Here is a 24864-nt window from a genome sequence, read left to right as displayed (position 1 = left end):
GCGCTGGGCCATCGGCGCCGCGGCGCTGGCCACGCTGCTTGCGCTGCTTGCCGCCGCGCTGCTGTGGCGCACCGAGCTGGCGGCGCGCGCACCCGCACTGCGGCCGTGGCTCGAGGCGGCCTGCGCGCCGCTGGGCTGCCGCGTGCCGCCGGCGCAGCAACTCGCCGCGCTGCGCATCGACGGCTCGCAGCTGCAGATGCCCGATGCCGGCAGCGACGACTATCTGCTGACGATGACGCTGCGCAACGAGAGCCGCGCGCTGGTGGCGCTGCCGGCGATCGAGCTGGTGCTGACCGATGCGCAGGATCGCCCGCTGCAGCGGCTTGTGCTGATGCCGGCCGACTACCTGCCCGCCGCGCAGCGGACGCGCGATCCGGATGGCGCCGCGGGCCTGCAGGCGGGCGCCGAGCTCCCCCTTCAGGTACGATTCCGGACTCGGCAGGCCGCGGACAACTACCGCGTGTCGGTCTTTTATCCCTGAACCTGCCCGAGCCCTTCCCGAATCCCCGGACGCGCCGCCGCGGCATCCCGCCGCGCGCGCCGCGTCCCCATCAACCCAGGAGCGACCATGAGCACTGTGACCCTCGGCGGCAACCCGATCGAAGTCGGCGGCAAATTTCCCCAACCCGGTGACAAGGCCCCCGCGTTCTCGCTGGTCGGCAAGGACCTGAAGGACGTGACGCTGGCCGACTTCGCCGGCAAGCGCAAGGTCCTCAATATCGTGCCGAGCCTGGACACGCCGGTGTGCCAGGCCTCCGCCCGCAAGTTCAACGAGAAGGCCAGCGCGCTGGCCGACACCGTCGTGCTGACGATCTCGGCCGACCTGCCGTTCGCGATGGGGCGCTTCTGCACGGCGGAAGGCCTGAGCAATGTGGTGCCGCTGTCGACGATGCGCGGCGCGCAGTTCAAGGACGACTACGGCGTCGACATCAAGAGCGGCCCGCTGGCCGGCGTGACGGCCCGCGCCGTCGTGGTGCTCGATCAGAACGACACGGTGACCTACAGCCAGCTGGTGCCGGAAATCAAGAACGAGCCGGACTATGACGCAGCGCTGGCGGCGCTGAAGTAAGCGCGGTCCAACCCCACGCGCATGTGTTCTCCCTCTCCTCCTCAGGGGGAGAGGGCCGGGGAGAGGAAGGTGGTTTCAATCGGCAGTGAATCGGCAGTGGCATGCCCACCGCCCTGCCCTCTCCCCCGCCCCTCTCCCGCAGGCGGGAAAGGGGAGACAAACCACCAGCAGCACCAGCAGCACCAGCAGCGATCCACCAGAACCAAAACACCTTGGAGCACCCATGCCCAGCCTGATCTGCGGCTCCGTCGCCTACGACACCATCATGACGTTCGAGGGCAGGTTCCGCGAACACATCCTGCCGGACCAGATCCACATGCTCAATGTGTCCTTCCTGGTCCCCGGCATGCGCCGGGAGTTCGGCGGCTGCGCGGGCAATATCGCCTACAGCCTGAAGCTGCTCGGCGGCGAGCCGGTGGTGATGGCGACGGTCGGCGAGGATGCCGGCCCGTATCTGGACTACCTGCGCGCGCTCGGCATCGGCACCGAACATATCCGCATGCTGCCCGATACCTTCACCGCGCAGGCGATGATCACCACCGATCTGGAGAACAACCAGATCACCGCCTTCCACCCGGGCGCGATGAACCACTCGCAGCTGTCGCACGTGCAGGACGCGCTCAAGGGCGAACGCGCGCCGCGGCTGGGCATCGTCGCGCCGGACAGCCGCGAAGGGATGCTGCACCATGCCCGGCAATTCGCCGAGGCGGGCATTCCGTTCATCTTCGACCTGGGCCAGGCGATGCCGCTGTTCGGCGGCGAAGACCTGCGCCAGTTCGTCGAACTGGCCAGCTATGTGACCGTCAACGATTACGAAGGCCAGGTGCTGCTGTCGCGCACCGGCTGGAGCAGCGCCGAAGTGGCGGCGCGCGTGCGCGCCTTCATCGTGACGCATGGCGAGCGCGGCGCGACCATTCACGCCGATGGCCGGCAGTACAATATTCCCGCGGTGCAGGCCGAACGGGTCGTCGATCCGACCGGCTGCGGCGACGCCTTCCGCGGCGGCCTGCTGTACGGCATCGAGCAGGGCTTCGACTGGGAAACTACCGGTCGGCTCGCGAGTCTGATGGGGGCGATCAAGATCGCGCACCAGGGACCGCAAAACTACAAGGTCTCGCGCGAGCAGATCGGCCAGATGTTCGAGTCGGCATTCGGCTACCGTTACGCGTAAACCCTTGCTGGGGAATCACCATGCAAACCCTTATCCGAACCTGCGGCGTCGCGCTCGTGGCGGCCGCCAGTCTCGTGGCCGGCTGCGCCACGCAATCGAACTCCGCCAGCATCTATACGCCGGGGCAGGCGCAGCGTGAACAGACGCTGCGCTATGGTGTGGTCGAGAGCGTGCGCGAGGTGATGATCCAGGGTCAGCAATCGGGCGTCGGCACGCTCGCGGGCGGCGCCATCGGCGGCATTGCGGCCGGCAGCTCGATCGGCAGCGGCAGCGGCTCGGTCGCGGCCGGCATCCTCGGCGCGGTGCTCGGCGGCATGGCCGGCAGCGCGATCGAGAACCGGGTCGACCAGCGTCGCGGGCTCGAGATCACGGTGCGCCTGGACAACGGCGAGATGCGCGCGATCACGCAGGACGCCGACGAGATCTTCCGTCCGGGCGAGCGCGTGCGGCTGCTGTCCTCGGGCGGGGTCACGCGCGTCACGCACTGAACGCCGCGCTTCACCGGCCGCGGAACCGGACGCCGCCTCCTTCGGGGGGCGGCGTTTTTGTTTGCACCTTCGTGTTTGCACGTTCGCCGCCAGCGGCCGGCCCGAATAAAAAACCCGCCGCGGCGGATCGCCGGCGGCGGGTTGGCAGGACCACTGTCATGCCGACCGGATACGGGGTATCCGGTCATTCGGGCACGCGAAGGTGCCCCGAGGATTCCCGCAGGAATCGAGCGCGCACGGGTCGCGCTTCAACGCTTACGGACGGCTGCCGGTCGGGAACGGCCAGGCGGCGGCCGGGCTCAGCGCGGTCTTGGCGGCCGGCGCGGGAGCCGACGCAGGCGACGAGGCAGGGGCCGCGGCAGGCTGGGCGGCGGCCTTCTTGCCGGCAGCCTTCTTCGCCGGCGCCTTCTTCGCGGCAGCCTTCCTGGCCGGCGCGGCCTTCTTGGCGGTCGCCTTCTTCGCGGTGGTCTTCTTGGCCGCGGCCTTCTTGGCCGGTGCCGCCTTCTTCGCCGCTACCTTCTTGGTCGCGACCTTCTTGGCCGGGGCCTTCTTCGCTGCGGCCTTCTTGGCCGGCGCCGCCTTCTTCGCCGCTACCTTCTTGGTCGCGACCTTCTTGGCGGGAGCCTTCTTCGCTGCAGCCTTCTTGGCCGGCGCCGCCTTCTTCGCCGCTACCTTCTTGGTCGCGACCTTCTTGGCGGGGGCCTTCTTCGCTGCGGCCTTCTTGGCCGGCGCCGCCTTCTTCGCGGCGACCTTCTTCACCGCGGTCTTCTTGGCCGGTGCGGCCTTCTTGGCGGCTGCCTTCTTGGCGGGCGCGGCCTTCTTGGCCGCAGGTTTCTTCTTCGCAGTCGTTGCCATGGATGACTCCTTCACTAAAGCGTGAATATCGAATGTCCAAAATTGGCGACCCGACCGACCCGAGGCGTTGATGCCTGCAAGCCGCAGGCTTGCGAACCCCAGTCGAGCGAGCGATTCATCGGCGTGCCGCAATACGGCTGCCGCACGCTAATGAATTCCTTGGCGGGCGCCTTGCGCAGGGCAAGGCTTCCGTGACGACGTGCAACGCGATGACCCGCGCGCAACGCTCGTCGCGTCCCGCAGTATTCGATCCGCTCGCGCGTCGTTGCCCGACGACACGCGGCTTCAAAGTAGGAGTATTCCGACGGCAAACCTGCATTCGCGGTCTTGGCCCGCGCCAGGCAGACGCCGTGTTGTTCGAGGTAGCGAACCCATCCCGTCAATGGGCCACAGGAGACTGTACGCGTTGTAAGAAGCCAGCCCGGTCTGGTCTGCGTCAAAGTTCTGTTGCTCCTCGGCTACCTGCATCACTGCATCGAATCGCGCCGCGGTTGTTGTTCGAGTTCTTCGCTTTGCGATGTCCTGCTTCATGCAATGAAGAGAGACTCTTGTCAAGGCGAATCATAATTCGTTTGGTCGGTGATGTTAAGAAAAAAGTTCCAAAAAATCACGCCATCGAATGCGCGCGCTTTGCGATGACGAACGCATCGATGCAATGACACGCGCGACGCGCTGTCGAGACACGCATCGCATGCCGCGACGACACGCCGACAGACCCTCCGCCTTGCTCGCATCGCGACGCCGTCGACATGCCGACGACGCGCTGGCCGACGTGCGCGCGCGCAGCTTGCCGCGACGTTGACGAAGACCCTTCGCAAGCCCTCGCGAGGACGCGGCGAAGACACGAGGGAGAACCCGCATGCTCGCCGCAAAGCCGCGTGCAACAAGGCTTTGCGGCAAGCAGTGAAGAGCGGTCGTGCGTGCCGGGCGCGCGCTGCGCGTCGCGCGATGCGGCGGCGTCGAAGCGCAAGGCGGCCGTGCGCGACAGCGGCGACGGCAGTGCGGCGACGAGCGCGCCGATGATGCCGGCGGCCATCGCGACAGCGAAGCGCGCATCGCGCATCGACCTCGCATCGCGGGTCGTCGCGCATCGCGCGCGAGCGTCGTTCGGGTGATGCGTCGACGCAACGCTTTGCCATTCGTGAGCACGGTATCGGTGCCGCATCGATGCCCGATCGATGCCCGATCGACACGCCACCGATGCTCGACCGACTGCCGAACGACGCTCGATCGATGACCGTCGATGTCATTGCCCGCGGTCGACCCGCACCATCGATCGTCGTCGATCCCGACGGCTCGCGCGTGCTCGCTGTCGGACGATGGCGGACACCAGCGGCCATGCGCGGCATCGATGCGGACGCGCAATGCCGTCCCGCCATCGGTCCCGGATGCATGCGCGGACGGCATGCGGACATGCGCAGATTTCGTTACCGTCCGCGCCGCTCCCGCTTCTAACATCGGCCGTCCGGCCCGCTGCGCCAGCCGCACGCGGGCGCCTGCCCATCCCAGAGGAGAACGCCATGAAGAGGAGAACCCCATGCAAGCGAGCGTAGCCCACGCGGACGCGCTGCCCGCCACTCACGCCAGGGAACGGCGCCGCGCCATCGTCGCGACGGTGATCGGCAACGGCCTCGAGTGGTTCGACTTCACCGTCTACAGCTTCTTCGCGGTGATCATCGCCAGGCTGTTCTTTCCGACCGGCAACGACCTGTCGTCGCTGCTGCTGGCGGTCGCCACCTTCGGCGTCGGCTTCTTCATGCGTCCGGTCGGCGGCATCGTGCTCGGCATCTATGCCGACCGCGTCGGCCGCAAGCAGGCGCTGTCGCTGACCATCCTGCTGATGGCGCTGGGCACCACCATCATCGGCATCGCCCCGACCTACGACCAGATCGGCGTGTTCGCGCCGCTGCTGATCGTGATCGCGCGGCTGATGCAGGGCTTCTCGGCCGGCGGCGAGATGGGCGGCGCGACCGCCTTCCTGACCGAGTACGCGCCGGTCCGCCAGCGCGCCTTCTATTCGAGCTGGATCCAGGCCAGCATCGGCGTCGCGGTGCTGCTCGGCGCCGCGGTCGGTACCTTCGTCACCAGCGCGCTGAGCCCCGAGGCGCTGAACAGCTGGGGCTGGCGCCTGCCCTTCCTGCTGGGCATCGTGATCGGTCCGGTCGGCTACTACATCCGCCATCACCTGGACGAGACGCCGACCTTCCGCGACAACGCCGAGCGCTCGGACTCGCCGCTGAAGGAGATCGTGCAGACCTACCCGCGCGAGACCACGGCCAGCTTCTCGATGGTGATCCTGTGGACGGTCTGCACCTACGTGCTGCTGTTCTATATGCCGACCTACTCGGTCAAAGTGCTCCAAGTGCCGCAGTCCACCGGCTTCATCGCGGGCATGGTCGGCGGACTCGCGATCATGGTGTTCTCGCCGATCGTCGGCTGGCTCGCCGACCGCATCGGCCGCCGTGCGCTGCTGTCGGGCTCGGCGCTGCTGATCCTGCTGCTGGCCTATCCGATGTTCTTCTACATCAACCACGTGCCCGGCCTCGCCTCGCTGCTGGTGTTCCAGCTGGTGTTCGGCGTGCTGATCGCCGCGTACACCGGCCCGATCCTGGCGGCCTTCTCGGAACTGTTCCCGGCCAAGGTGCTGTCGACCGGCCTGTCGGTCGCCTACAACCTGGCGGTGACGATCTTCGGCGGCTTCGCTTCGTTCATCATCACCTGGCTGATCGCCAGCACCGGCAGCACCATGGCGCCCGCCTTCTACGTGATGATCGCCGCCGCCATCAGCTTCGTCGGCACGCGCTTCGTCCGCGAGCCGGCCTATCTGCAACGACACTAGAGACTCATGACCAGAATCCTGCTTCAGGGCGGCAACGTCCTCGACCCGGCGCAAGGCAGCCTGCTGCGCCGCCATGACGTGCTGATCGACGGCGAGCGCATCGCCGCGGTATCGGCCACGCCGCTCGACCTGCCCGACGCCCCCGACCTGCGGCGCATCGACGTCGCCGGCAAGACCGTGATGCCCGGGCTGATCGACTGCCACGTGCACGTGCTGGCGTCGCTGGCCAACCTCGGCCTGAACGCGACCCAGCCCAACGTGCTGGTGGCGATCCGCGCGCTGCCGATCATGCGCGCGATGCTCGAGCGCGGCTTCACCACCGTGCGCGATGCCGGCGGCGCCGACTGGGGCCTGTCGCAGGCGGTGGAGAGCGGCCTGATCCCGGGTCCGCGCATCTTCCCGTCGGGCAAGGCGCTGTCGCAGACCGGCGGGCACGGCGACTTCCGCCCGCGCGGCGACACGCTGGAACCGTGCTCGTGCGCGTTCCGCGCCGGCGCGATCGCGCGCGTGGTCGACGGCGTCGACGCGGTGCGGCTGGCGGTGCGCGAGGAGATCCAGAAGGGCGCGACGCAGATCAAGATCATGGCCTCGGGCGGCGTCGCCTCGCCGACCGACCCGATCGCCAACACGCAATACAGCGAGGACGAGATCCGCGCGATCGTCGCGGAGGCCGAGGCCGCGCAGACCTATGTCGCGGCGCACGCCTACACGCCGCGCGCGATTGCCCGCGCGGTGCGCTGCGGCGTCCGCTCGATCGAGCACGGCAATCTGGTCGACCGCGCCGCGGCCGAGGTCATGCGCGAACATGGCGCCTTCGTGGTGCCGACCGTGATCACCTACGAGGCGCTGGCGCGCGACGGCGCGCGGCTGGGCCTGCCGGCCGAGTCGGTGGCCAAGATCGAGACCGTGCGCCAGGCCGGCCACGACTCGCTGCGCATCTACGCCGAGGCGGGCGTGCCGATGGCATTCGGCTCCGATCTGCTCGGCGAGATGCACCAGTGCCAGAGCGAGGAGTTCCGCATCCGCGCCGACGCGCTCGGCAATCTGGAGGCGATCCGCTCCGCGACGTCGATTGCCGCCGCGCTGCTGCAGCGCGAGAACGAGCTCGGCACCGTGCGCGCCGGCGCGCTGGCCGACCTGCTGGTGGTCGACGGCGACCCGCTGGCCGACATCGGCCTGCTGATGGGACAGGGCGAGCATCTGGCCCTGGTGATGCAGCGCGGGCGGATTCATACGCGCGGCGCGCAGTAGCGCTTCGGTACGTCCGCCTTTGCCGTTCTCCCTCGCCCGCTCATGGGGAGGGTTGGGGGAGAGGGGGTGGATTCGAACCGCGATGGCATGATCGCCGCCCTTTCCCTCTCCCCGACCCCTCTCCCGCGAGCGGGAGAGGGACCTTGCGCGGGCGCGCTCGATGCCCTGGCCCATCGCTCCACTATCATGGCGGCTTGACCGACCGGACGCCGCCATGCGCATTTCCCCGCTTCCTCCGCTGCCCTGCCTGATCGCCTTCGAGGCGGCGATGCGGCACGGCAGCTTCACCCGCGCCGCCGCCGAGCTGCATCTGACGCAGAGCGCAATCAGCCGGCAGGTCGCGCAGCTCGAACAATTCCTCGGCAAGAAGCTGTTCGTGCGCGAGCCGCGCGCGCTGCGGCTGACCGTCAGCGGCCAGCGCTATGCCGAGGTGGTGCAGCGGCTGCTGGTCGGCTGCGCCGAGGCGACCGAGGATGTGATGAAGCGCAAGGGGCATACCGAGCTGTCGGTGGCCTGCTCGTCCGGCGTCGCGGTGCTGTGGCTGACGCCGAGGCTGGCGCGCTTTCGCGCCGCGCATCCGGACATCCACCTGCGCCTGGTCGTCAACGACAGCCTCGCCGCGATGTCGGGCGCCGAGTTCGATATCGGCCTCTATTACCTGCGCGAAGGACCGCCCCCCGCGTTCGCGGCGCGGCGGCTCTATGACGAGGAAGTGTTCCCGGTCTGCACGCCCGGCTATCTGCGCGGCCGCTCGCTGGCGCCCGCCGACCTCGTCGACGAGACGCTGCTGGTGCTCGAAGACGCCCAGCGCAACTGGATGTCATGGGAATCGTGGCTCGGCCAGAACGGCCTGCCCGATGCGCGTCCGAACCATCGCGTGGTGGCCAACCAGTATTCGATCCTGCTGCAGCTGGCGATCGAGGGCCACGGCATCGTGCTGGCCTGGCGCCATATGATCGATGCGTGCCTGCGCGACGGCCTGCTGGTGCGCGCCACCGAGGCGAGCGCGACGCTGGGCGGCGGCTACTACGCGGTCTGGCCGCGCGAACGCGCCGAGCCTGCCGCGGCCCGTGCGTTTCGACAATGGCTGGTGCAGCAGAGCGGCATCGATGCCCGCGCCGGCGACAGAAGCGCCGATAGCTGAAGCGCCAATGACCGGGCCCAGGCCGCTCAGGACATCGGCAACCCCAACCCCGAACACAAGGAGCGATGCGCCATGAAGGATGTGCTGCTGCCCTGCGGTGAACGCGTGCCGGCCCTCGGCATGGGAACCTGGAGTATCGGCGACGATCGTGCCCGCCGCGCCGAGGAGATCGCCACGCTGCGGCTGGGCCTGGACCTCGGCCTGCGGCTGATCGATACCGCCGAGATGTATGGCGAGGGACTGTCGGAGGAGCTGGTCGGCGAGGCGATCGCGGGCCGGCGCGACGAGGTGTTCCTGGTCACCAAGGTCTATCCGCACAACGCCGGACGGCGCGATGCGGTGGCCGCCTGCGAACGCAGCCTGCGGCGGCTGCGCACCGACCGCATCGACCTGTATCTGCTGCATTGGCGCGGCGGCGTGCCGCTGGCCGAAACGATGGAAGCCTTCGTCGCGCTGCAGCAGGCCGGCAAGATCCGCCACTTCGGCGTCAGCAACCTCGACCTCGACGATATGCGCGAGCTGTGGAAGGTACCGGGCGGCGACCGCGTCCAGATCAATCAGCTGCTGTACAACCTGGGCCGCCGCGGCATCGAGTGGGATCTGCTGCCGTGGCTGCGCGAGCGCGGCGTGCCGGTGATGGCCTACTCGCCGATCGAGCAGGCCCGGCTGCTGCGCCACGCCGGCCTGAAGGCGTTCGCCGCGCGCCATGGCATCGCCCCGGCGCAGGCGGCGCTGGCGTGGCTGCTTTCGCGCGAGAACGTGATCGCGATCCCGAAGACGGGCCGGCGCGACGCGCTGCGCGAGAATGCGGCGGCGCTGTCGATCGCGCTCGATGATGCGCAGCTGGCGGAGCTCGATGCCCTGTTTCCGCCGCCGCGCGGCCCGCGTCCGCTGGAGATGCTGTAGCGCTTGCCGGGCAGGCCGCCGGCCGTGTGCCGGCGTTCATGCCCCGGCCTGAACGCCGATCGGCAGCGGCGCCCCGCTCTTGACCTCGCACAGCACGATGCTGGAGCGGATGCCCGTCACGCCGGGCAGCCGGAATATCACGTCGTGCAGGAAGGCATCGTAGGCGCGGATATCCGGCGTCAGCACCTTCAGCAGATAGTCGGCCTGGCCGGTGGTGCGATAGCACTCGACGATGGCCGGGCAGCGGCGCACCGCGGCCTCGAATTCATCGACCACGGTCTCGCTGTGGCGGGTCAGATTGATCTCGGCCAGCACGCAGTTGGACAGGCCCACGCGCTCGCGATCGACCCACACCGTGTAGTTGCGGATCACCCCGCTCTCCTCCATCGCCTTGAGCCGCTTCCAGCAGGGCGTGACCGACAGGCCCACCGCGCCGGCCAGTTGCTGCAGGGACTGGCGCGCGTCGCGCTGCAGTTCGGCAAGGATACGGCGCGAGTACTCGTCGAGAACCTCTTCGTTCTTCATATCGCTCGATATCGAGATGGGTTTTCTCCAATCTAGGCCGTGGCGGCAAAATTGAGAAATCCATTTCTCCGATCGCGTGCCTAACATGGTCTTCAGGACAGGCGCGGCAAGACGGCCGGAACACCGGCCGCGCATGGGTGGCGGAACGCTGGTCATGATGCCGAAAGGAGACCGAGATGGACGCTGCAATGGAAGCCGGCACGCTGCGCGCCGACTATCGGCTGTCGGACAATCTGACCGCGCCCGCAGGCCAGGTCTTCCTGAGCGGCACGCAGGCGCTGGTCCGTCTGGTGCTGGAACAAGCGCGGCGCGACCGTGCCGCCGGCCTGGGCACCGCCGGCTTCGTCAGCGGCTACCGCGGCTCGCCGCTCGGCATGGTCGACCAGGCGATGTGGAAGGCCGCGCCGCTGCTCGATGCCGCCGGCGTGCGCTTCCTGCCCGCGATCAACGAAGAACTCGCCGCCACCGCGGTACTGGGCACGCAGCAGGTCGAGGGCGATTCGCAGCGCACCGTCGACGCGGTATTCAGCCTCTGGTACGGCAAGGGCCCCGGCGTCGATCGCGCCGGCGATGCGCTCAAGCATGGCAACGCCTATGGCAGCTCGCCGCACGGCGGGGTGCTGGTGGTCGCAGGCGACGACCATGGCTGCGTGTCGTCGTCGATGTCGCACCAGAGCGATTTCGCGATGCAGGCGTGGTCGATGCCGGTGCTGGCCCCGGCCGACGTCGCCGAATATCTGGAATTCGGGCTCTACGGCTGGGCGCTGTCGCGCTACTCGGGCAACTGGGTCGGCTTCACCGCGTTGTCGGAGACCGTCGAGAGCGCGATGACGGTGGACCTCGATCAGGTCGATGCGCGCGTCGCCTGCTGGCAGGATGCCGACGCGATACGCCGCGCCACTGGCCACGTGCCGCCGCCCGACGGCCTGCACTATCGCTGGCCGGACCTGCCGTCGCCGCGCATCGAACAGCGGCTTGGCGCCAAGCTCGAGGCGGTGCGCGCCTTTGCCCGGGTCAACAGCATCGACCGCATGGTGGTCCAGGCCGACGAAGCGCGCGCGGGCATCGTCACCTGCGGCAAGGCCCATCACGATCTGATGGAAGTGTTCCGGCGCCTGGGCATCTCGACACAGGCGCTGGCCGACGCCGGCATCCGCGTCTACAAGCTGGGGCTCGCCTGTCCGGTCGAGCCGACCCGGCTGCTGGCCTTCGCGCGCGGCCTCGAGGAGATCCTGGTGGTCGAGGAAAAGGGCCCGCTGGTGGAGCGGCAGCTGCAGGCGCTGTTCTATAACGCGCCCGACGGCGTGCGGCCGGCCATCGCCGGCAAGCTCGGCATCGATGGCCGGCCGCTGCTGCCCGAGCGCGAGGAGATGCGGCCGTCGCGGCTGATGCAGCCGGTGGCCGACTGGCTTGCCCGCCTCAGCCGCGGGCTGGACCGGCGCGAGCTGGTGCCGCAGTTCAGCGAGCATCCGCTGCTGTCCAATGCGGCCGACGGCATCCGCCGCCAGCCGTACTTCTGTCCCGGCTGCCCGCACAATACGTCGACCCGCGTACCGGAAGGCTCGCGCGCGCAGGCAGGCATCGGCTGCCATTTCATGGCCAGCTGGATGGACCGCCAGACCTCGGGGCTGATCCAGATGGGCGGCGAAGGCGTCGACTGGGTCGCGCACAGCCGCTTCACCGCGGCGCCGCACGTGTTCCAGAACCTCGGCGACGGCACCTACTATCACTCGGGCTATCTGGCGATCCGCCAGGCGGTCGCCGCGCGCACCAACGTGACCTACAAGATCCTGTGCAACGATGCCGTGGCGATGACCGGCGGACAGCCGGTCGACGGCCCGCTCGACGTCGAGGCCATCGCGCGCCAGGTCAGCGCTGAAGGCGTGGCGCGCGTCGCGCTCGTCAGCGACCGCATCGACGTGCATCGCGGCCGCCGCGTCCGCTTTCCGTCCGGCACCACCTTCCATCCGCGCGAGTCGCTCGACGCGGTGCAGCGCGAACTGCGCGAGGTGCCGGGCGTCACCGTGCTGCTGTACGAGCAGACCTGCGCCGCCGAGCTGCGGCGCCGCCGCAAGGTCGGGCGCGCGCCGGCACCGGCGCGCCACGTCTTCATCAACGAGGCGGTCTGCGAGGGCTGCGGCGACTGCAGCGTGCAGTCCAACTGCCTGGCGGTGCAGCCGGTCGAAACCGCGCTGGGGCGCAAGCGGCAGATCGATCAGGCCAGCTGCAATCACGACGAGTCGTGCATCAAGGGCTTCTGCCCGAGCTTCGTCACCGTCGAGGGCGCGGCGCCGCGCCATCCTGTCGGGCACGAGCGCGGCGTGGCGGCGCTGCGCGAGCGGGCCGCCGCACTGCGCGAACCCGCCCCGCGGCTCGGCCCCGGCCCCTTCGACATCCTGGTGGCCGGCGTCGGCGGCACCGGCGTGGTCACGGTCGGCGCGCTGATCGCGATGGCGGCGCATCTGGAGCGGCGGGTCTCCAGCGTGCTGGACTTCATGGGCTTCGCGCAGAAGGGGGGCGCGGTGCTGTCCTTCGTGCGGCTGGCACAGGGCCGGCAGTGGCTGAACCAGGCACGCATCGACGCGCAGCAGGCCGACGCGGTGCTGGCCTGCGACCTGGCGGTGGGCGCCTCGCCCGACGTGCTGCAGACGGTCGCGCCGCGGCGCACACAGATCGTCGCCAATACCCATCCGACCCCGGTCGCCGAATTCCAGCGCAATCCGGATGCCGACCTGCATGCCGACGCGCTGCTGGCCAAGCTGCGCCACGCGACGGGCTCGGGCGGCATCGACACGCTGGACGCGCAGGCGCTCGCCACCGCCTTCCTCGGCGATACCGTGGCCGCCAATATCGTGGTGCTCGGCTTTGCGTGGCAGAAGGGCCTGGTGCCCGTTTCGCTGGCGGCGCTGACGCGCGCGATCGAACTCAATGGCGTCGCGGTGGACGCCAATCTTGAGGCGCTGGCGCTGGGGCGCCTGGCCGCCGGCGATCCTCTCGCGCTGACGCGGCTCGCCGCGGGCGAAGGCAAGCCCGACGGCCTCGCGCTGATCGCGCCCGAGCCCGCGGCAATGTCGGCCACGCCGCTGCTGCAACTGGTGGCCGACCGCGTGGCGCTGCTGACGGCCTACCAGGACGCCGCCTACGCGGCGCGCTATACCGCGCTGGTCGAGGCGGTGCAGGCCGCGGAGAACGCGTTGGGCGAGGCCGGGCGCGAGCGCCGGCTGACCCGGGCCGTGGCCGGGCAGTTCGCGCGGCTGATGGCATACAAGGACGAATACGAGGTCGCGCGGCTGCACAGCGACCCGGCCTTCCGGCAGGCGCTGCGCGAGCGCTTCGACGGCCCGCTGCGGCTGCGCTTCCATCTGGCGCCACCGCTGCTGTCGCGCCCCGGCAAGCATGGCGAGCCGCCGCGCAAGATCGCCTTCGGCGCCTGGCTATGGCCGCTGATGGGATGGCTCGCCAAGGGCAAGCGGCTGCGCGGCACCCGCTTCGATCCGTTCGGCCGGACCGCCGAGCGCCGGCTGGAGCGGCAGTCCATCGCGGACTACGAGGCCCGCATCCGCGCGCTGCTGCCGGCGCTGACCGAAGCGCGGCTGCCGATCGCGGTCGAGATCGCGCAGTTGCCCGCCAAGGTACGCGGCTTCGGCCACATCAAGCTGGCCGCGCATGCCGTCGCCGCGGCGCGGGCGGCCGAGCTGCTGCACCGCTTCGACGCGCAGCGCTATCCGCGCCCGGACAGCACGCATGGCGCCAATGGCGCGGGTCAACTGCGCGGCATTCCAATCCGGCAGGCCGACGCAAAGGCGGACGCAAAAACGGCGCGCACTGGCGCGCCGCATTGAGCGAAGGATCGGGCGGAAGCCGGATCGCCGCCTTACTGGCGGGCGGCGACGGCGCGGTGGTACTCGACGTGGCGCAGCAGATAGGCGCGCACCTTGTCCTCGGTATCGCGGCCCACGCGGTCGGCCGCCTGGCGCGCCGAACGCTTGCCGTGGGCCGACGACATCTGGCCATCCAGATACTCGCGGAGCGACGTGCGCACGGCATCGAGCTCGCCGCGGCAGTCCCGCAGCGCATCGTTGACGACGGCCTGGGTCGTGCCGGGCTTGGCCGAGCGGGCTTCGGCCTTCTCGCGCGCGCAGTCGGTGTATTGCTGCCGCTTCTTCTGCCACTCGGGCGGCGGCCCGGAGGCGGCCTGGCTCTCGGCGGCAGCGGCGGTGGCGGCAGCGGCGGCCTGCTGGTCCGAAGGCGCATGCGAGGCGCAGGCGCCGACCAGCAGGATGGCGGGGATCAGGGCAAGGACTTTAGGCATGCCGCATGGTAGCGCCAGCGTTCCGGCAAGGTAACCGCCGGTTACATCGCGTTGCAATGGTGCCGCAGAAAGTGCTTTGTAGGACAGACACCACCCCGCCAGAGTCGGTCGTCCTACAGCAGCCGCCGCGTGCGCTTTGTATATTGCACAAACGGAGGGCAGCGTGATGGCGCGCCATCGCCCGGCGCGACGACCGTCGGCGGGGACGCCATCCTGGTTGGCATCGCAGTGATTGACAGGAACAAAGGAGAACAACATGGAACGTAGGGCATTCCTGAACGCCAGCGCGGGTCTCGGTTTGGCGGTGGCCGGCAGCGGCCTGCTGCTCGGCGCGTGCACCACCACGCGGGATTCGGCCTCTTCCCCGACCGAGAAGGCGACGCGCCGCCGCGAGATCGATTCCGGCGTGCAGAACACGCTGGACCGCCTGTACAGCTCGGTCAACGGCTCGCGCGATCTCGCCTCGCGCGCCCGCGGCATCCTGGTGTTTCCGCGCACGCTGTCGGCCGGCTTCTTCGTGGGCGGCGAATATGGCGATGGCGCGCTGCGCGTGGGCAATACCACCCGCGGCTATTACCGCACCATTTCCGGTTCGCTGGGCTGGCAGATCGGCGCGCAATCGAAGGCGCTGATCTTCATGTTCATGAACCAGCAGGCGCTCGACAAATTCCTCGCCAGCGAAGGCTGGACCGCGGGGGTCGACGCCACCGTCGCGGTAGCCAAGGTCGGCGCCAACGGCGCGCTCGATACCAATACCGTGCAGCAGCCGGTGGTCGGCTTCGCGCTGACCAATGCGGGCCTGATGGCGGGCCTGAGCCTCGAAGGCACCAAGATCACCCGGCTGGACCTGTAAGGCTGGCGCTGCAAGGCACCGTTCTGCGGACGCTGCCTTGCAGCAGCTCGCGTCCGCGGCCCTTGGCAGGGGGCCGCGGCGCCTTTTCGTGTCCCGTTTGCGTGTCGTGCCGCGTGTCGTCCCTGGACTCGTCTCTCGGCTCGTCTCTCGGCTCGTCTCGCCTCTCTCGTTACCGCCCGTGTCGCCGCATGCGACATCGGCCGCGCCAAGCCGCTAGAATTCGTCCCTTTCGCCAACTGGCCGAGGTCCGAATTCTCATGTGGTTCAAGAATCTTCAGCTACACCGCTTCTCCGCCCCCTGGAACAAGGACGCCGACGAGGTCGAGGCCTGCCTCGCCTCGCACGCGTTCTATCCGGGTACCAGCCTCGAAATGCAGACGCAGGGATGGGCCTCGCCGCGCGATAACGGCGCGCTGGTGCACCGCGTGGGCAAGCAGATGCTGCTGACCATGCGCGCCGAGAAGAAGCTGCTGCCGGCCACCGTGGTCAACCAGGTGACCAAGGCGCGCGCGGCCGAGCTCGAGGAGCAGCAAGGCTACAAGCCGGGCCGCAAGCAGTTGCGCGAGCTGAAGGAACAGATCACCGAGGAACTGCTGCCGCGCGCGTTCAGCATCCGGCGCGATACCCGCGTCTGGATCGATCCGGAGCGCGGCTGGCTGGCGATCGACGCGGCCTCGGCGATCAAGGCCGACGAGGTCCGCACGCTGCTGTTCAAGGCGCTGGACCCGCTGCCGCTGACCTCGCTGCAGGTCAACCAGTCGCCGGTGGCGGCGATGACCAGCTGGCTGGCCGACGATGCGGCGCCGGCCGGCTTTACCGTCGATCAGGAAATCGAGTTGCAGGCCAGTGCCGAGAGCAAGGCCACGGTCCGCTATGTCCGCCATCCGCTCGATGCCGAGGAACTGCGCCGCCATATCGCCGCCGGCAAGCGCTGCACGCGGCTGGCGATGACGTGGAACGACCGCGTCTCGTTCGTGCTGACCGACGCGCTGGCGATCAAGCGCGTCGCGCCGCTCGACGTGGTCAAGGAACAGATCGACGGCACCATGAGCGACGAGGACGAGCGCTTCGACGCGGACTTCGCGCTGATGGCCGGCGAGCTGTCGGCCATGCTCGGCGATCTGACCGAGGCGCTCGGCGGCGAACGCCAGGGCTGACGGCGGCTCGTCCGAAAACGATACGGGCCGGCGTCGATGCCGGCCCGGACTTTGACTGCCCCTTCCTTCAGCGGGCCGGATGCCGGTCGGCACGCGCCGGCGCACACCGTTCCAGCACCGCCTCCACGCCGGTCATGCCGGCAAACAGCGGGTGCACCGACACCAGCGCGCGCAGCTCGGCCGGCAGCATCGCGCGGTCCCGGCGCGCCAGCGCCGCGGCCTGCCGCAGCGCGCCCAGCACCTGCTCCATCAACGCACGCCGCAACTGCGCATGACACGGGTCGATGGTCGCGATCGATTGCAGCGTCAGCGCCAGCACGCTGGGCCGGGCGAGTCGCGCCAGCGTCTCTGCGGCAATCGTGATGTGCGCACCCTCGAGCTGCGCACCGCTGAAATCGGTCCACGCCAGGCTGATCTCGCGCAGCGTCGCCTGCCGCAGATCGGCACCGTGAAAACGCAGGTGCGATACGCCGGCGATCGGCGGATCGGCGCCGGCCAGATCGGCATGGCTGAAATCGAAGGCCAGCGCCGTCAGCGGCGCCTGCTCGCGCGGGTCCAGGCTCAGGCCGCGCAACAGCGCGCTGCGCTGCGCGGCAGTCGGCGACGCGGGGAGCGCGGCGTCCCCGCCGCGCAGCCCGACCAGCCGCCGCGCCAGCTCGAGGAAGCGTTGCCAGCTGCGCTGCCGCGGCGCGGCATCATGGCCCGATGGCTCGGGCTGGCGCACATCATGAACGGCGAGCTGGATGCCGGCGTTCAGCGGCTTCGTCGACGCCGGAGGGGTCGCGCCGCTCTGCTGCGGCGCGGAGGGTGCGGCAATGCCGCGGTGGATACTGGGAATGGTCATCTCGGCTCTCCCGCTGTGGAATCAGGCTGCTGGGCCAAAGGATCGATTCGACGGTCGGATCGACCGGTGGATCGAATGGCAGCCATTGTTCCCGTGGTGCAGAGGTACGACCATGCGTTAGGGCAGCAGACTATCGATTTTGGTCTACTCCTTGCGGCGTTGGTGATGCGGGCCTCACGACGATGGGCCTCACAACATTTCGCCGAGGTGCGACACCAGAAATAGCAGGATGCCGATGCAGCAACCGACCGCCGTGCCGCTGATCCGGATGTACTGCAGGTCGGGGCCGATGCTCAGTTCGATCTGCCGCGACATGTCCGTCGCGTCCCAGTTGCGCACCGTGTCGCTGATATGCGATGTCAGGAAGTCGGCGAACCGGGGCGCGGCCGCCGCGGCGAACGACTCGGCGTGGTCGTTGATCGAGCGGCGCAACTCCCGGTCCTCCGACAGCCTCCGGCCGAACCACAGCCCCACGCGTTCGACCTGTTGCTGCAGCTGCGGCGAGCTGGACGCCAGGTCATTCGACAGCCAGTCGCGCAGCGCGGCCCACACGTTCTGCGCATAGTCGGCCAGTTGGGGATTGCGCAGCACGAAGTCCTTGATCTCCTCGCCTTTCCTGACAAACGCCTCGTCGGTCCTGAGCCTGGCGATCAGGCCTTCCAGCGCGTCGTCGAAGGCCGCGCGCAGCTCGTGCGCCGGCATCCGCGCCACCTCGTCGAGAAAGTCGATCACGTTGCCGCGGGCGGCCTCGGCGGCCTTGTCGCCCAGCCATTCGGTCGGCAGCACGATCTGCTTCCACTTGTGTTCGCTCTTGAGCCAGCTGACCACGCGCTGCGCGATCAGCTGCTGGGTCTCGGGCCTTCTGAGCAGGCCGATCGCATGCCTGAGCACGGCGTCGAGCAGTTGCTGATGGCTGCCGCCCCGGGTCAGCATCTCGAGAACGGCGCCCACCGCCTGCGAAAAATCGATGCGGCCGATGACGGTACGCGCGGCGTCGTTCAGGAACGCCTGAATGCGCCGGTCATCCACCAGATCGAGCAGCACGCCCATCAGCTCGGCCGAATGCCGGCCGATGCGGCGCGCATTGGCCGGCTCGCTGAACCATGCAGCGAGCCACTGGGCGGGATCGCTGCGCCGGACCAGATCCGTGACGACCTCGGGATTCAGGAACTTGTCGCGGATGAAGGCCGCCAGATTGGCGGCGATGCGCTCCTTGCTCTTCGGGATGACCGCCGTATGCGGGATGGGCAAGCCAAGCGGGCGCCGGAACAGCGCCACGACCGCGAACCAGTCGGCCAGGCCGCCGACCATCGCCGCCTCGGCGCCGGCTCTTGCCAGCCGGACCCAGAACGTCGGGGGCAGGAACAGCGTCGCCACGAACACTACCGCGGCCGCGCCGACGCATGCCAGCGCCACGCGCTGCATGCGCCCGAGTCCGGCTTCCTTGTCCGCGTTCCGGTCCTGCTGCATGGCGTTGCCACCCCGCTCCGATCGCACCCGCATCCTCCGTCATAAAAAAAGGGGACGTTCCGACCGAAACGTCCCCCTCATTACCGCTGCCTCGCTACCGTCCGGTAACGCGGCGCGACCCTGGAAATCTCAATCCCAGGACAGCGCACCGCCCGTCTGGTATTCGATCACGCGGGTCTCGAAGAAGTTGCGCTCCTTCTTCAGGTCGATCATCTCGCTCATCCACGGGAACGGGTTTTCCTCGTTCGGGAACAGCGCGTCGAGGCCGATCTGCTGGCAGCGGCGGTTGCAGATGAAGCGCAGATAGCTCTTGAACATCGGCGCGTTCAGGCCCAGCACGCCGCGCGGCATGGTGTCCTCGGCGTAGCGGTATTCGAGGTCGACCGCCTTCCTGAACAGGCCGACGATCTCTTCCTTGAACTCCGCGGTCCACAGATGCGGGTTCTCGAGCTTGATCTGGTTGATCAGGTCGATGCCGAAATTGCAGTGCAGCGACTCGTCGCGCAGGATGTACTGGTACTGCTCGGCCGCGCCGGTCATCTTGTTCTGCCGGCCCATCGCCAGGATCTGCGTGAAGCCGACATAGAAGAACAGGCCTTCCATGATGCAGGCGAACACGATCAGCGACTTCAGCAGCTTCTGGTCGTTCTCCGGCGTGCCGGTCTTGAACGACGGATCGGTCAGCGTGTCGATGAACGGGATCAGGAACTCGTCCTTGTCGCGGATCGACGGCACCTCGTGATAGGCGTTGAAGATCTCGGCCTCGTTCAGCCCCAGCGACTCGACGATGTACTGGTAGGCGTGCGTGTGGATGGCCTCTTCGAAGGCCTGGCGCAGCAGGTACTGGCGGCACTCCGGCGCGGTGATCTGCCGGTAGGTGCCCAGCACGATGTTGTTGGCGGCCAGCGAATCGGCGGTGACGAAGAAGCCCAGGTTGCGCTTGATGATGCGGCGCTCGTCCTCGGTCAGGCCGTTCGGGTCCTTCCACAGCGCGATGTCGCGCGACATGTTGATTTCCTGCGGCATCCAGTGGTTGGCGCAGCCGGCCAGGTACTTCTCCCAGGCCCACTTGTATTTGAACGGGACCAGCTGGTTGACGTCGGTGGCGCCGTTGATCACGCGCTTGTCGGCGGCGTTGACGCGGCGCGTGCTCTGCGCGGCCGCGGCGTTCGGGTTGTTGCCCAGGATGCCGGCGCCCGGCTGCGTCGCAGCGGGCGGCAGCACGCCCTGCTGGTCGGCGGTGGCGATCGCCGCTTGCAGGGCGGGTTGAGGCGCGGGCTGCGGGGCAGCCTGCGGATTGGCTTGAACGTCGTCGTCCCAGCTCAGCATAGTATCTAGCTCCGAATTCTTTCCGCGAATTCTAAGTTGTTCGCCGGGGCGGATACCCCGGCGAGTCTGTTACTTACGACCTTTCTGCGACAGCGCGCTGCCGGCAATTGACTTTGCGGCGCTGCCGTATCGGTCGTCGGACAGGATCTTTGACGCAGCGGATGCGACTCGACGCGAAGTTGCTTCTGACGGAGATTTCGTTTGCGTCAGGACGCTCGCGGCGACGGTCCTTACGGCCGGACTAGAAGAGGTCTGCAGCGCCTTCGCCGCTCGGGTTGCTACGCTTTTGGTGGTCTCTTTAGTCATCACCGGCTCCTTACTGGCAGGCCTCGCACTCGTCGAACCCCGGATCGCCCGGGCGCATCGTGCAGACCGCGCCTTCGGCTTCGGGCATCGCCGGGGCCGAGGCGGCCACCTGGTCGATCGACGAGGCCGAGGCACCGCCGGCGGCGGCGCCCGAGGACACCGCGTTCAGCGAACCGCGCGACACGGTCGACTTCTCGACGTGCGTGGCGGCGATGGTACGCAGGTAGTAGGTCGTCTTCAGGCCGCGGATCCACGCCAGCTTGTAGGTATCGTCCAGCTTCTTGCCCGAGGCGCCGGCCATGTAGATGTTCAGCGACTGGGCCTGGTCGATCCACTTCTGGCGGCGGCTGGCGGCCTCCACCAGCCAGGTCGGCTCGACCTCGAACGCGGTCGCGTACAGGTCGCGCAGGTCCTGCGGAATGCGGTCGATGCGGGCCAGCGAGCCGTCGAAATACTTCAGGTCGGCGACCATCACCTCGTCCCACAGGCCGCGTGCCTTCAGGTCGCGCACCAGGTAGTCGTTGACCACCGTGAACTCGCCCGACAGGTTCGACTTGACGTACAGGTTCTGGAAGGTCGGCTCGATGCAGGCCGACACGCCGATGATGTTCGAGATCGTCGCGGTCGGCGCAATCGCGATGCAGTTCGAGTTGCGCATGCCGTGCTGCTTGATGCGCGCGCGCAGCTTGTCCCAATCCATCGTCGACGACTGGTCGACCTCGAGGTAGCCGCCGCGTTCCTCGGCCAGCAGCTTCAACGAGTCCTGCGGCAGGATGCCGCGATCCCACAGCGAGCCCTGATAGGTGCTGTAGCGGCCGCGCTCCTCGGCCAGCTCGGTCGACGCCTGGTAGGCGTAGTAGCAGACCGCCTCCATCGAGGTGTCGGCGAACTGCACCGCGGCCTCGCTGGCGTACGGCACGCGCAGCACGTGCAGGCAGTCCTGGAAGCCCATGATGCCCATGCCGACCGGACGGTGGCGCAGGTTCGAATTGCGCGCCTTGTCGACCGCGTAGTAGTTGATGTCGATCACGTTGTCGAGCATGCGCATCGCGGTGCGGATGGTCTTCTCGAGCTTGGCGTGGTCGAGCGCGTGGCTGCCGTCGGCCTGCTGCTTCAGGTGCGCGACCAGGTTGACCGAACCCAGGTTGCAGACCGCGATTTCGCTGTCGTTGGTGTTCAGCGTGATCTCGGTGCACAGGTTCGAGCTGTGGACCACGCCGACATGCTGCTGCGGGCTGCGGATGTTGCACGGATCCTTGAAGGTGATCCACGGATGGCCGGTCTCGAACAGCATGCCCAGCATCTTGCGCCACAGCTGCATCGCCGGGATCTTCTTGAACAGCTTCAGCTCGCCGCGCGCAACCTTCTCCTCGTAGCCGAGGTAGGCCTTCTCGAATTCCTTGCCGACCTTGTCATGCAGGTCCGGGCAGGTCGACGGCGAGAACAGCGTCCATTCGCCGTTCTCCATCACGCGCTTCATGAACAGGTCCGGAATCCAGTTCGCGGTGTTCATGTCGTGCGTGCGGCGGCGGTCGTCGCCGGTGTTCTTGCGCAGTTCGAGGAATTCCTCGATGTCCAGGTGCCAGGTCTCCAGGTAGGCGCAGACCGCGCCCTTGCGCTTGCCGCCCTGGTTGACCGCCACGGCGGTGTCGTTGACGACCTTCAGGAACGGGACCACGCCCTGCGACTTGCCGTTGGTGCCCTTGATGTGCGAGCCGAGCGCGCGCACATTGGTCCAGTCGTTGCCGAGGCCGCCGGCGAACTTCGACAGCAGCGCGTTCTCCTTCAGGCCCTCGTAGATGCCTTCCAGATCGTCGGAGATCGTGGTCAGGTAGCACGAGGACAGCTGCGAGCGGCGGGTGCCCGAGTTGAACAGCGTCGGCGTCGACGACATGAAGTCGAACGACGACAGCAGGTTGTAGAACTCGATGGCGCGGCCTTCACGATCGGTCTCGTTCAGCGCCAGGCCCATCGCGACGCGCATGAAGAAGGCCTGCGGCATCTCGATGCGGGTCTCGTCGATGTGCAGGAAGTAGCGGTCGTACAGCGTCTGCAGGCCCAGGTAGTTGAACTGGAAGTCGCGCGAGGCGTCCAGCGCCGCGCCCAGGCGCGCCAGGTCGAAGGTCGCGAGCTTCTCGTCGAGCAGCTCGGCCTCGATGCCGCGGGCGATGAACTTGGGGAAGTACTCGGCGTAGCGGCTGCCCATCTCGGCCTGGGTCACTTCCTCGCCGAGGATTTCCTTGCGGATCGTGTGCAGCAGGATGCGGGCGGTGACCTGGCTGTAGGCCGGGTCCTTTTCGATCAGCGTGCGCGCGGCGAGGATGGCCGAGTCGTAGACCTGGCTCATCGGCACGCCGTCGTACAGGTTCTTGACCGTTTCCTTCAGGATCGGCTCGGCATCGACGCCGTCGCCCAGCCCGGCGCAGGCGGTATCGATCAGCGCGTGCAGCGCGACCAGGTCCAGCGGTCGGGTCACGCCGCCGTCCGTGACGTTGAAGTTCGCGACGGACTGCGCCACGCGGGCGACGGCCTGCGCGTTGGCCTGGCCGCGCTCCTGGTTGCGCTTCTCGCGGTAGAGCACGTAGGCGCGCGCGACCTCATGTTCGCCCGAGCGCATCAGCGCCAGCTCGACATGGTCCTGCACGTCCTCGATGTGGAAGGTGCCGCCGTTCGGACGGCTGCGCAGCAGCGCGCGCACCACGTTCTGGGTCAGCTGCTCGACCAGCTCGCGCACGCGCGCCGAGGCGGCGCCCTGCCCGCCGTTGACGGCGAGGAAGGCCTTGGTCATCGCCACCGAGATCTTGCTCGGCTCGAAAGCGACCACCGCGCCGTTGCGGCGGATGATCTTGTAATCCTGGTAGTTGCCAGCGGCGTTCTCAGCGGCGGGGCTCGGCTGCGCCACGGCGGCGGAACCGGCCTTGCCGGCGAATTCTTGTTGGGCCGTCTGCATGAAGCACTCCTGTTTTTGTGACCAGTGTTATCAACGACAAAGAGCCCCTTGGAAAATGCGCAAAAAGAGACATCCCGGGCGCGGCGATGCCGTGCCGGATTACTGCCTTGCTGCATTCCCGTGGAGGGCTCTTGTGACGTGCCGACCCTGTGGCGCGCCGGTGTACGCGCTGCCGGCCGGCTGGAAACGCTTGACGCGCGTGGCGCGAAGGCAACCTGCCGAGCCCGTGGCGAACGCTGCACGCCTAGGTCGGCTCCCCGAAAGCACCACTAGATATAGTGGTCATAACGAAAAGCTGGACTAAGTATAGTGAAATGAATCGCGTTGACCAGTCTTGACAAGCGCTTGCGCGGGCCGGTCCGGCCCGACGCCGGCACCCCGGCTCCCCGCCAGACCAAGCGGCTCAAGGGTTGCGGCGGTTTGGTCGGCTGGCGCACCGACGAAAGAATTTTTTTTGATTAGCGCCACACTTCCGATAGCCCCGCGCCGACGCGGGGTTTTCGGCTAGCCCGCGGCGCCGCCGCAACGGTACGGCAGCATCGTCGGCGCCAGCCCCGCGGCCTGCGCAAAGCGCGGCCAGTCGAAGCACGGACCGGGGTCGGTCTTGCGGCCGGGGGCGATATCGCTGTGGCCGGCCACGGCCGCGATCGGATAGGCCCGCACCAGCAGCCGCGACAGCGCGGCCGCGGTGTCGTACTGGGCCGGCTCGAACGGCAGCGTGTCGCAGCCTTCCAGCTCGATGCCGATCGAGAAGTCGTTGCAGCGCTCGCGCCCGAAGAAGGCCGACTGGCCGGCATGCCAGGCGCGCTCGGCGCATGAGACGAACTGCAGCAGCTCGCCGCTGCGCCGCACCAGGAAATGCGCCGACACGCGGACCTCGTGGATGGTCGCGAAGAACGGATGGCGGGCCGGATCGAGCCGGTTCAGGAACAGCGCCTCGATATCGTCGCTGCCGAATTCGCCGGGCGGCAGGCTGATGTTGTGGATCACCAGCAGATCGACCGGCATGCCGGGCGGGCGCGGATCGAAGTTCGGCGACGGCACGCGGCGCGCGCCCTCGACCCAGCCCGCGTCATCCAGGCGCAGCCGCGACGGATGCGGCCCGGTCATGCGGGACCGCCGCGGTCGCCGCCACGGTCGCCGGATGGCTGCTGCGCCTCCGGCAAATGGCCGGCACGGCAGTAGTGCAGGCCCTGGTAGGCGATCGCCTCGCTGCGCGGCAGATGCACGCCGCAGTGGGCGCACGGCACCATCGGCTCCTGCGCGCGGCGATGGGTATCGGCAGCGGCATCGGCCGGCGGGGGTTCGGCGCGGCGCGCGCGCACGCGGCTGCCGAGCCACCAGAAAATGGCCAGCAGGACCGCCAGCAACAGGAACAGACGTGCCATCGACGAT

General features: G+C 68.4%; 22 protein-coding genes. 13 read left to right on the top strand and 9 right to left on the bottom strand.

Features of this window, described 5'->3' with window-relative positions; genetic code table 11:
- From F7Q96_RS20650 to F7Q96_RS20635, 4 genes are all read left to right on the top strand, one after another.
- A partial coding sequence (locus tag F7Q96_RS20650; protein WP_151023222.1) for a DUF3426 domain-containing protein occupies positions 1–481 on the top strand: 481 nt, incomplete at its 5' end.
- 87 nt (positions 482–568) lie between these two features.
- Positions 569–1069, top strand: coding sequence for a thiol peroxidase (tpx, locus tag F7Q96_RS20645; RefSeq protein ID WP_053822530.1), 501 nt, complete (start codon positions 569–571; stop codon positions 1067–1069).
- Positions 1070–1292: 223 nt separating this feature from the next.
- Complete coding sequence (locus tag F7Q96_RS20640; protein WP_053822531.1) at positions 1293–2240, top strand: carbohydrate kinase family protein; 948 nt, start codon at positions 1293–1295, stop codon at positions 2238–2240.
- 20 nt (positions 2241–2260) lie between these two features.
- Positions 2261–2728, top strand: coding sequence for an outer membrane lipoprotein (locus F7Q96_RS20635; protein ID WP_053822532.1), 468 nt, complete (start codon positions 2261–2263; stop codon positions 2726–2728).
- Between the two features lie 255 nt (positions 2729–2983).
- On the opposite strand, the gene F7Q96_RS20630 is transcribed toward F7Q96_RS20635, so the two are convergent.
- Positions 2984–3715, bottom strand: coding sequence for a histone H1-like DNA-binding protein (locus F7Q96_RS20630; protein ID WP_174782171.1), 732 nt, complete (start codon positions 3713–3715; stop codon positions 2984–2986).
- Between the two features lie 746 nt (positions 3716–4461).
- On the opposite strand from F7Q96_RS20630, the gene F7Q96_RS26895 reads away from it, so the two are divergent.
- The 6 genes from F7Q96_RS26895 to F7Q96_RS20595 all read left to right on the top strand — a co-directional run bounded on the left by F7Q96_RS26895 (position 4462) and on the right by F7Q96_RS20595 (position 9723).
- Positions 4462–4698 (top strand): hypothetical protein, encoded by a 237-nt coding sequence (locus F7Q96_RS26895; protein ID WP_144425834.1) that lies wholly within the window; start codon positions 4462–4464, stop codon positions 4696–4698.
- An 85-nt stretch (positions 4699–4783) separates the two neighbouring features.
- A complete protein-coding gene (locus F7Q96_RS20615) occupies positions 4784–5038 on the top strand; it encodes a hypothetical protein (RefSeq protein ID WP_144425835.1) in 255 nt (84 codons plus the stop codon).
- Between the two features lie 82 nt (positions 5039–5120).
- Positions 5121–6422, top strand: a complete 1302-nt coding sequence (locus F7Q96_RS20610; RefSeq protein ID WP_053822535.1) for an MFS transporter — start codon at positions 5121–5123, stop codon at positions 6420–6422.
- A 6-nt stretch (positions 6423–6428) separates the two neighbouring features.
- Positions 6429–7673: a metal-dependent hydrolase family protein gene (locus F7Q96_RS20605; protein ID WP_053822536.1), complete on the top strand. Its 1245-nt coding sequence runs from the start codon at positions 6429–6431 to the stop codon at positions 7671–7673.
- Positions 7674–7887: 214 nt separating this feature from the next.
- On the top strand, positions 7888–8817 hold the full coding sequence (locus F7Q96_RS20600; protein ID WP_151023218.1) for a LysR substrate-binding domain-containing protein: 930 nt from the start codon (positions 7888–7890) through the stop codon (positions 8815–8817).
- A 72-nt stretch (positions 8818–8889) separates the two neighbouring features.
- Positions 8890–9723 (top strand): aldo/keto reductase, encoded by an 834-nt coding sequence (locus F7Q96_RS20595; protein WP_053822538.1) that lies wholly within the window; start codon positions 8890–8892, stop codon positions 9721–9723.
- A 36-nt stretch (positions 9724–9759) separates the two neighbouring features.
- Here the strand turns inward: F7Q96_RS20595 and F7Q96_RS20590 are convergent, their stop codons facing one another.
- Positions 9760–10248, bottom strand: a complete 489-nt coding sequence (locus tag F7Q96_RS20590) for an Lrp/AsnC family transcriptional regulator (protein WP_151023216.1) — start codon at positions 10246–10248, stop codon at positions 9760–9762.
- Between the two features lie 176 nt (positions 10249–10424).
- Here F7Q96_RS20590 and F7Q96_RS20585 point away from each other — a divergent pair, with 176 nt between their 5' ends.
- On the top strand, positions 10425–14090 hold the full coding sequence (locus F7Q96_RS20585) for an indolepyruvate ferredoxin oxidoreductase family protein (protein WP_053822540.1): 3666 nt from the start codon (positions 10425–10427) through the stop codon (positions 14088–14090).
- A 32-nt stretch (positions 14091–14122) separates the two neighbouring features.
- Here F7Q96_RS20585 and F7Q96_RS27245 read toward each other — a convergent pair whose 3' ends face one another.
- On the bottom strand, positions 14123–14560 hold the full coding sequence (locus F7Q96_RS27245; RefSeq protein WP_249041697.1) for a hypothetical protein: 438 nt from the start codon (positions 14558–14560) through the stop codon (positions 14123–14125).
- Positions 14561–14816: 256 nt separating this feature from the next.
- Between F7Q96_RS27245 and F7Q96_RS20575 the strand changes: the two genes are divergently transcribed.
- Positions 14817–15413, top strand: coding sequence for a BPSL1445 family SYLF domain-containing lipoprotein (locus F7Q96_RS20575; protein WP_006579078.1), 597 nt, complete (start codon positions 14817–14819; stop codon positions 15411–15413).
- Positions 15414–15670: 257 nt separating this feature from the next.
- Entirely contained in the window at positions 15671–16570 is a 900-nt protein-coding gene (locus F7Q96_RS20570) for a recombination-associated protein RdgC (protein WP_151023214.1), read from the top strand.
- Positions 16571–16637: 67 nt separating this feature from the next.
- Here F7Q96_RS20570 and F7Q96_RS20565 read toward each other — a convergent pair whose 3' ends face one another.
- From F7Q96_RS20565 to F7Q96_RS20535, 6 genes are all read right to left on the bottom strand, one after another.
- Entirely contained in the window at positions 16638–17414 is a 777-nt protein-coding gene (locus F7Q96_RS20565) for a pentapeptide repeat-containing protein (protein ID WP_151023212.1), read from the bottom strand.
- Between the two features lie 189 nt (positions 17415–17603).
- On the bottom strand, positions 17604–18884 hold the full coding sequence (locus F7Q96_RS20560; protein WP_053822544.1) for a DUF445 domain-containing protein: 1281 nt from the start codon (positions 18882–18884) through the stop codon (positions 17604–17606).
- A 129-nt stretch (positions 18885–19013) separates the two neighbouring features.
- A complete protein-coding gene (locus F7Q96_RS20555; RefSeq protein ID WP_053822545.1) occupies positions 19014–20213 on the bottom strand; it encodes a ribonucleotide-diphosphate reductase subunit beta in 1200 nt (399 codons plus the stop codon).
- A gap of 316 nt (positions 20214–20529) precedes the next feature.
- A complete protein-coding gene (locus tag F7Q96_RS20545) occupies positions 20530–23469 on the bottom strand; it encodes a ribonucleoside-diphosphate reductase subunit alpha (RefSeq protein ID WP_053822546.1) in 2940 nt (979 codons plus the stop codon).
- Positions 23470–23973: 504 nt separating this feature from the next.
- On the bottom strand, positions 23974–24579 hold the full coding sequence (gene ampD / locus F7Q96_RS20540; protein WP_151023210.1) for a 1,6-anhydro-N-acetylmuramyl-L-alanine amidase AmpD: 606 nt from the start codon (positions 24577–24579) through the stop codon (positions 23974–23976).
- Complete coding sequence (locus F7Q96_RS20535) at positions 24576–24857, bottom strand: PP0621 family protein (RefSeq protein WP_053822547.1); 282 nt, start codon at positions 24855–24857, stop codon at positions 24576–24578. The genes ampD and F7Q96_RS20535 overlap by 4 nt, the downstream gene beginning before the upstream one ends.
- Positions 24858–24864: the final 7 nt, after the last annotated feature.

It is taken from the genome of Cupriavidus gilardii (genome assembly GCF_008801915.1).
Lineage (GTDB): Bacteria > Pseudomonadota > Gammaproteobacteria > Burkholderiales > Burkholderiaceae > Cupriavidus > Cupriavidus gilardii.
The sequence above is the reverse complement of the archived record's forward strand: the minus strand, read 5'-3'. Positions and strand labels throughout refer to the sequence as shown.

Coding starts and splice junctions, on each gene's coding strand:
- tpx (WP_053822530.1), top strand. CDS start 569: ATGAGCACTGTGACCCTCGGCGGCAACCCGATCGAAGTCGGCGGCAAA.
- F7Q96_RS20640 (WP_053822531.1), top strand. CDS start 1,293: ATGCCCAGCCTGATCTGCGGCTCCGTCGCCTACGACACCATCATGACG.
- F7Q96_RS20635 (WP_053822532.1), top strand. CDS start 2,261: ATGCAAACCCTTATCCGAACCTGCGGCGTCGCGCTCGTGGCGGCCGCC.
- F7Q96_RS20615 (WP_144425835.1), top strand. CDS start 4,784: ATGCTCGACCGACTGCCGAACGACGCTCGATCGATGACCGTCGATGTC.
- F7Q96_RS20610 (WP_053822535.1), top strand. CDS start 5,121: ATGCAAGCGAGCGTAGCCCACGCGGACGCGCTGCCCGCCACTCACGCC.
- F7Q96_RS20605 (WP_053822536.1), top strand. CDS start 6,429: ATGACCAGAATCCTGCTTCAGGGCGGCAACGTCCTCGACCCGGCGCAA.
- F7Q96_RS20600 (WP_151023218.1), top strand. CDS start 7,888: ATGCGCATTTCCCCGCTTCCTCCGCTGCCCTGCCTGATCGCCTTCGAG.
- F7Q96_RS20595 (WP_053822538.1), top strand. CDS start 8,890: ATGAAGGATGTGCTGCTGCCCTGCGGTGAACGCGTGCCGGCCCTCGGC.
- F7Q96_RS20590 (WP_151023216.1), bottom strand. CDS start 10,248: ATGAAGAACGAAGAGGTTCTCGACGAGTACTCGCGCCGTATCCTTGCC.
- F7Q96_RS20585 (WP_053822540.1), top strand. CDS start 10,425: ATGGACGCTGCAATGGAAGCCGGCACGCTGCGCGCCGACTATCGGCTG.
- F7Q96_RS27245 (WP_249041697.1), bottom strand. CDS start 14,560: ATGCCTAAAGTCCTTGCCCTGATCCCCGCCATCCTGCTGGTCGGCGCC.
- F7Q96_RS20575 (WP_006579078.1), top strand. CDS start 14,817: ATGGAACGTAGGGCATTCCTGAACGCCAGCGCGGGTCTCGGTTTGGCG.
- F7Q96_RS20570 (WP_151023214.1), top strand. CDS start 15,671: ATGTGGTTCAAGAATCTTCAGCTACACCGCTTCTCCGCCCCCTGGAAC.
- F7Q96_RS20565 (WP_151023212.1), bottom strand. CDS start 17,414: ATGACCATTCCCAGTATCCACCGCGGCATTGCCGCACCCTCCGCGCCG.
- F7Q96_RS20560 (WP_053822544.1), bottom strand. CDS start 18,884: ATGCAGCAGGACCGGAACGCGGACAAGGAAGCCGGACTCGGGCGCATG.
- F7Q96_RS20555 (WP_053822545.1), bottom strand. CDS start 20,213: ATGCTGAGCTGGGACGACGACGTTCAAGCCAATCCGCAGGCTGCCCCG.
- F7Q96_RS20545 (WP_053822546.1), bottom strand. CDS start 23,469: ATGCAGACGGCCCAACAAGAATTCGCCGGCAAGGCCGGTTCCGCCGCC.
- ampD (WP_151023210.1), bottom strand. CDS start 24,579: ATGACCGGGCCGCATCCGTCGCGGCTGCGCCTGGATGACGCGGGCTGG.
- F7Q96_RS20535 (WP_053822547.1), bottom strand. CDS start 24,857: ATGGCACGTCTGTTCCTGTTGCTGGCGGTCCTGCTGGCCATTTTCTGG.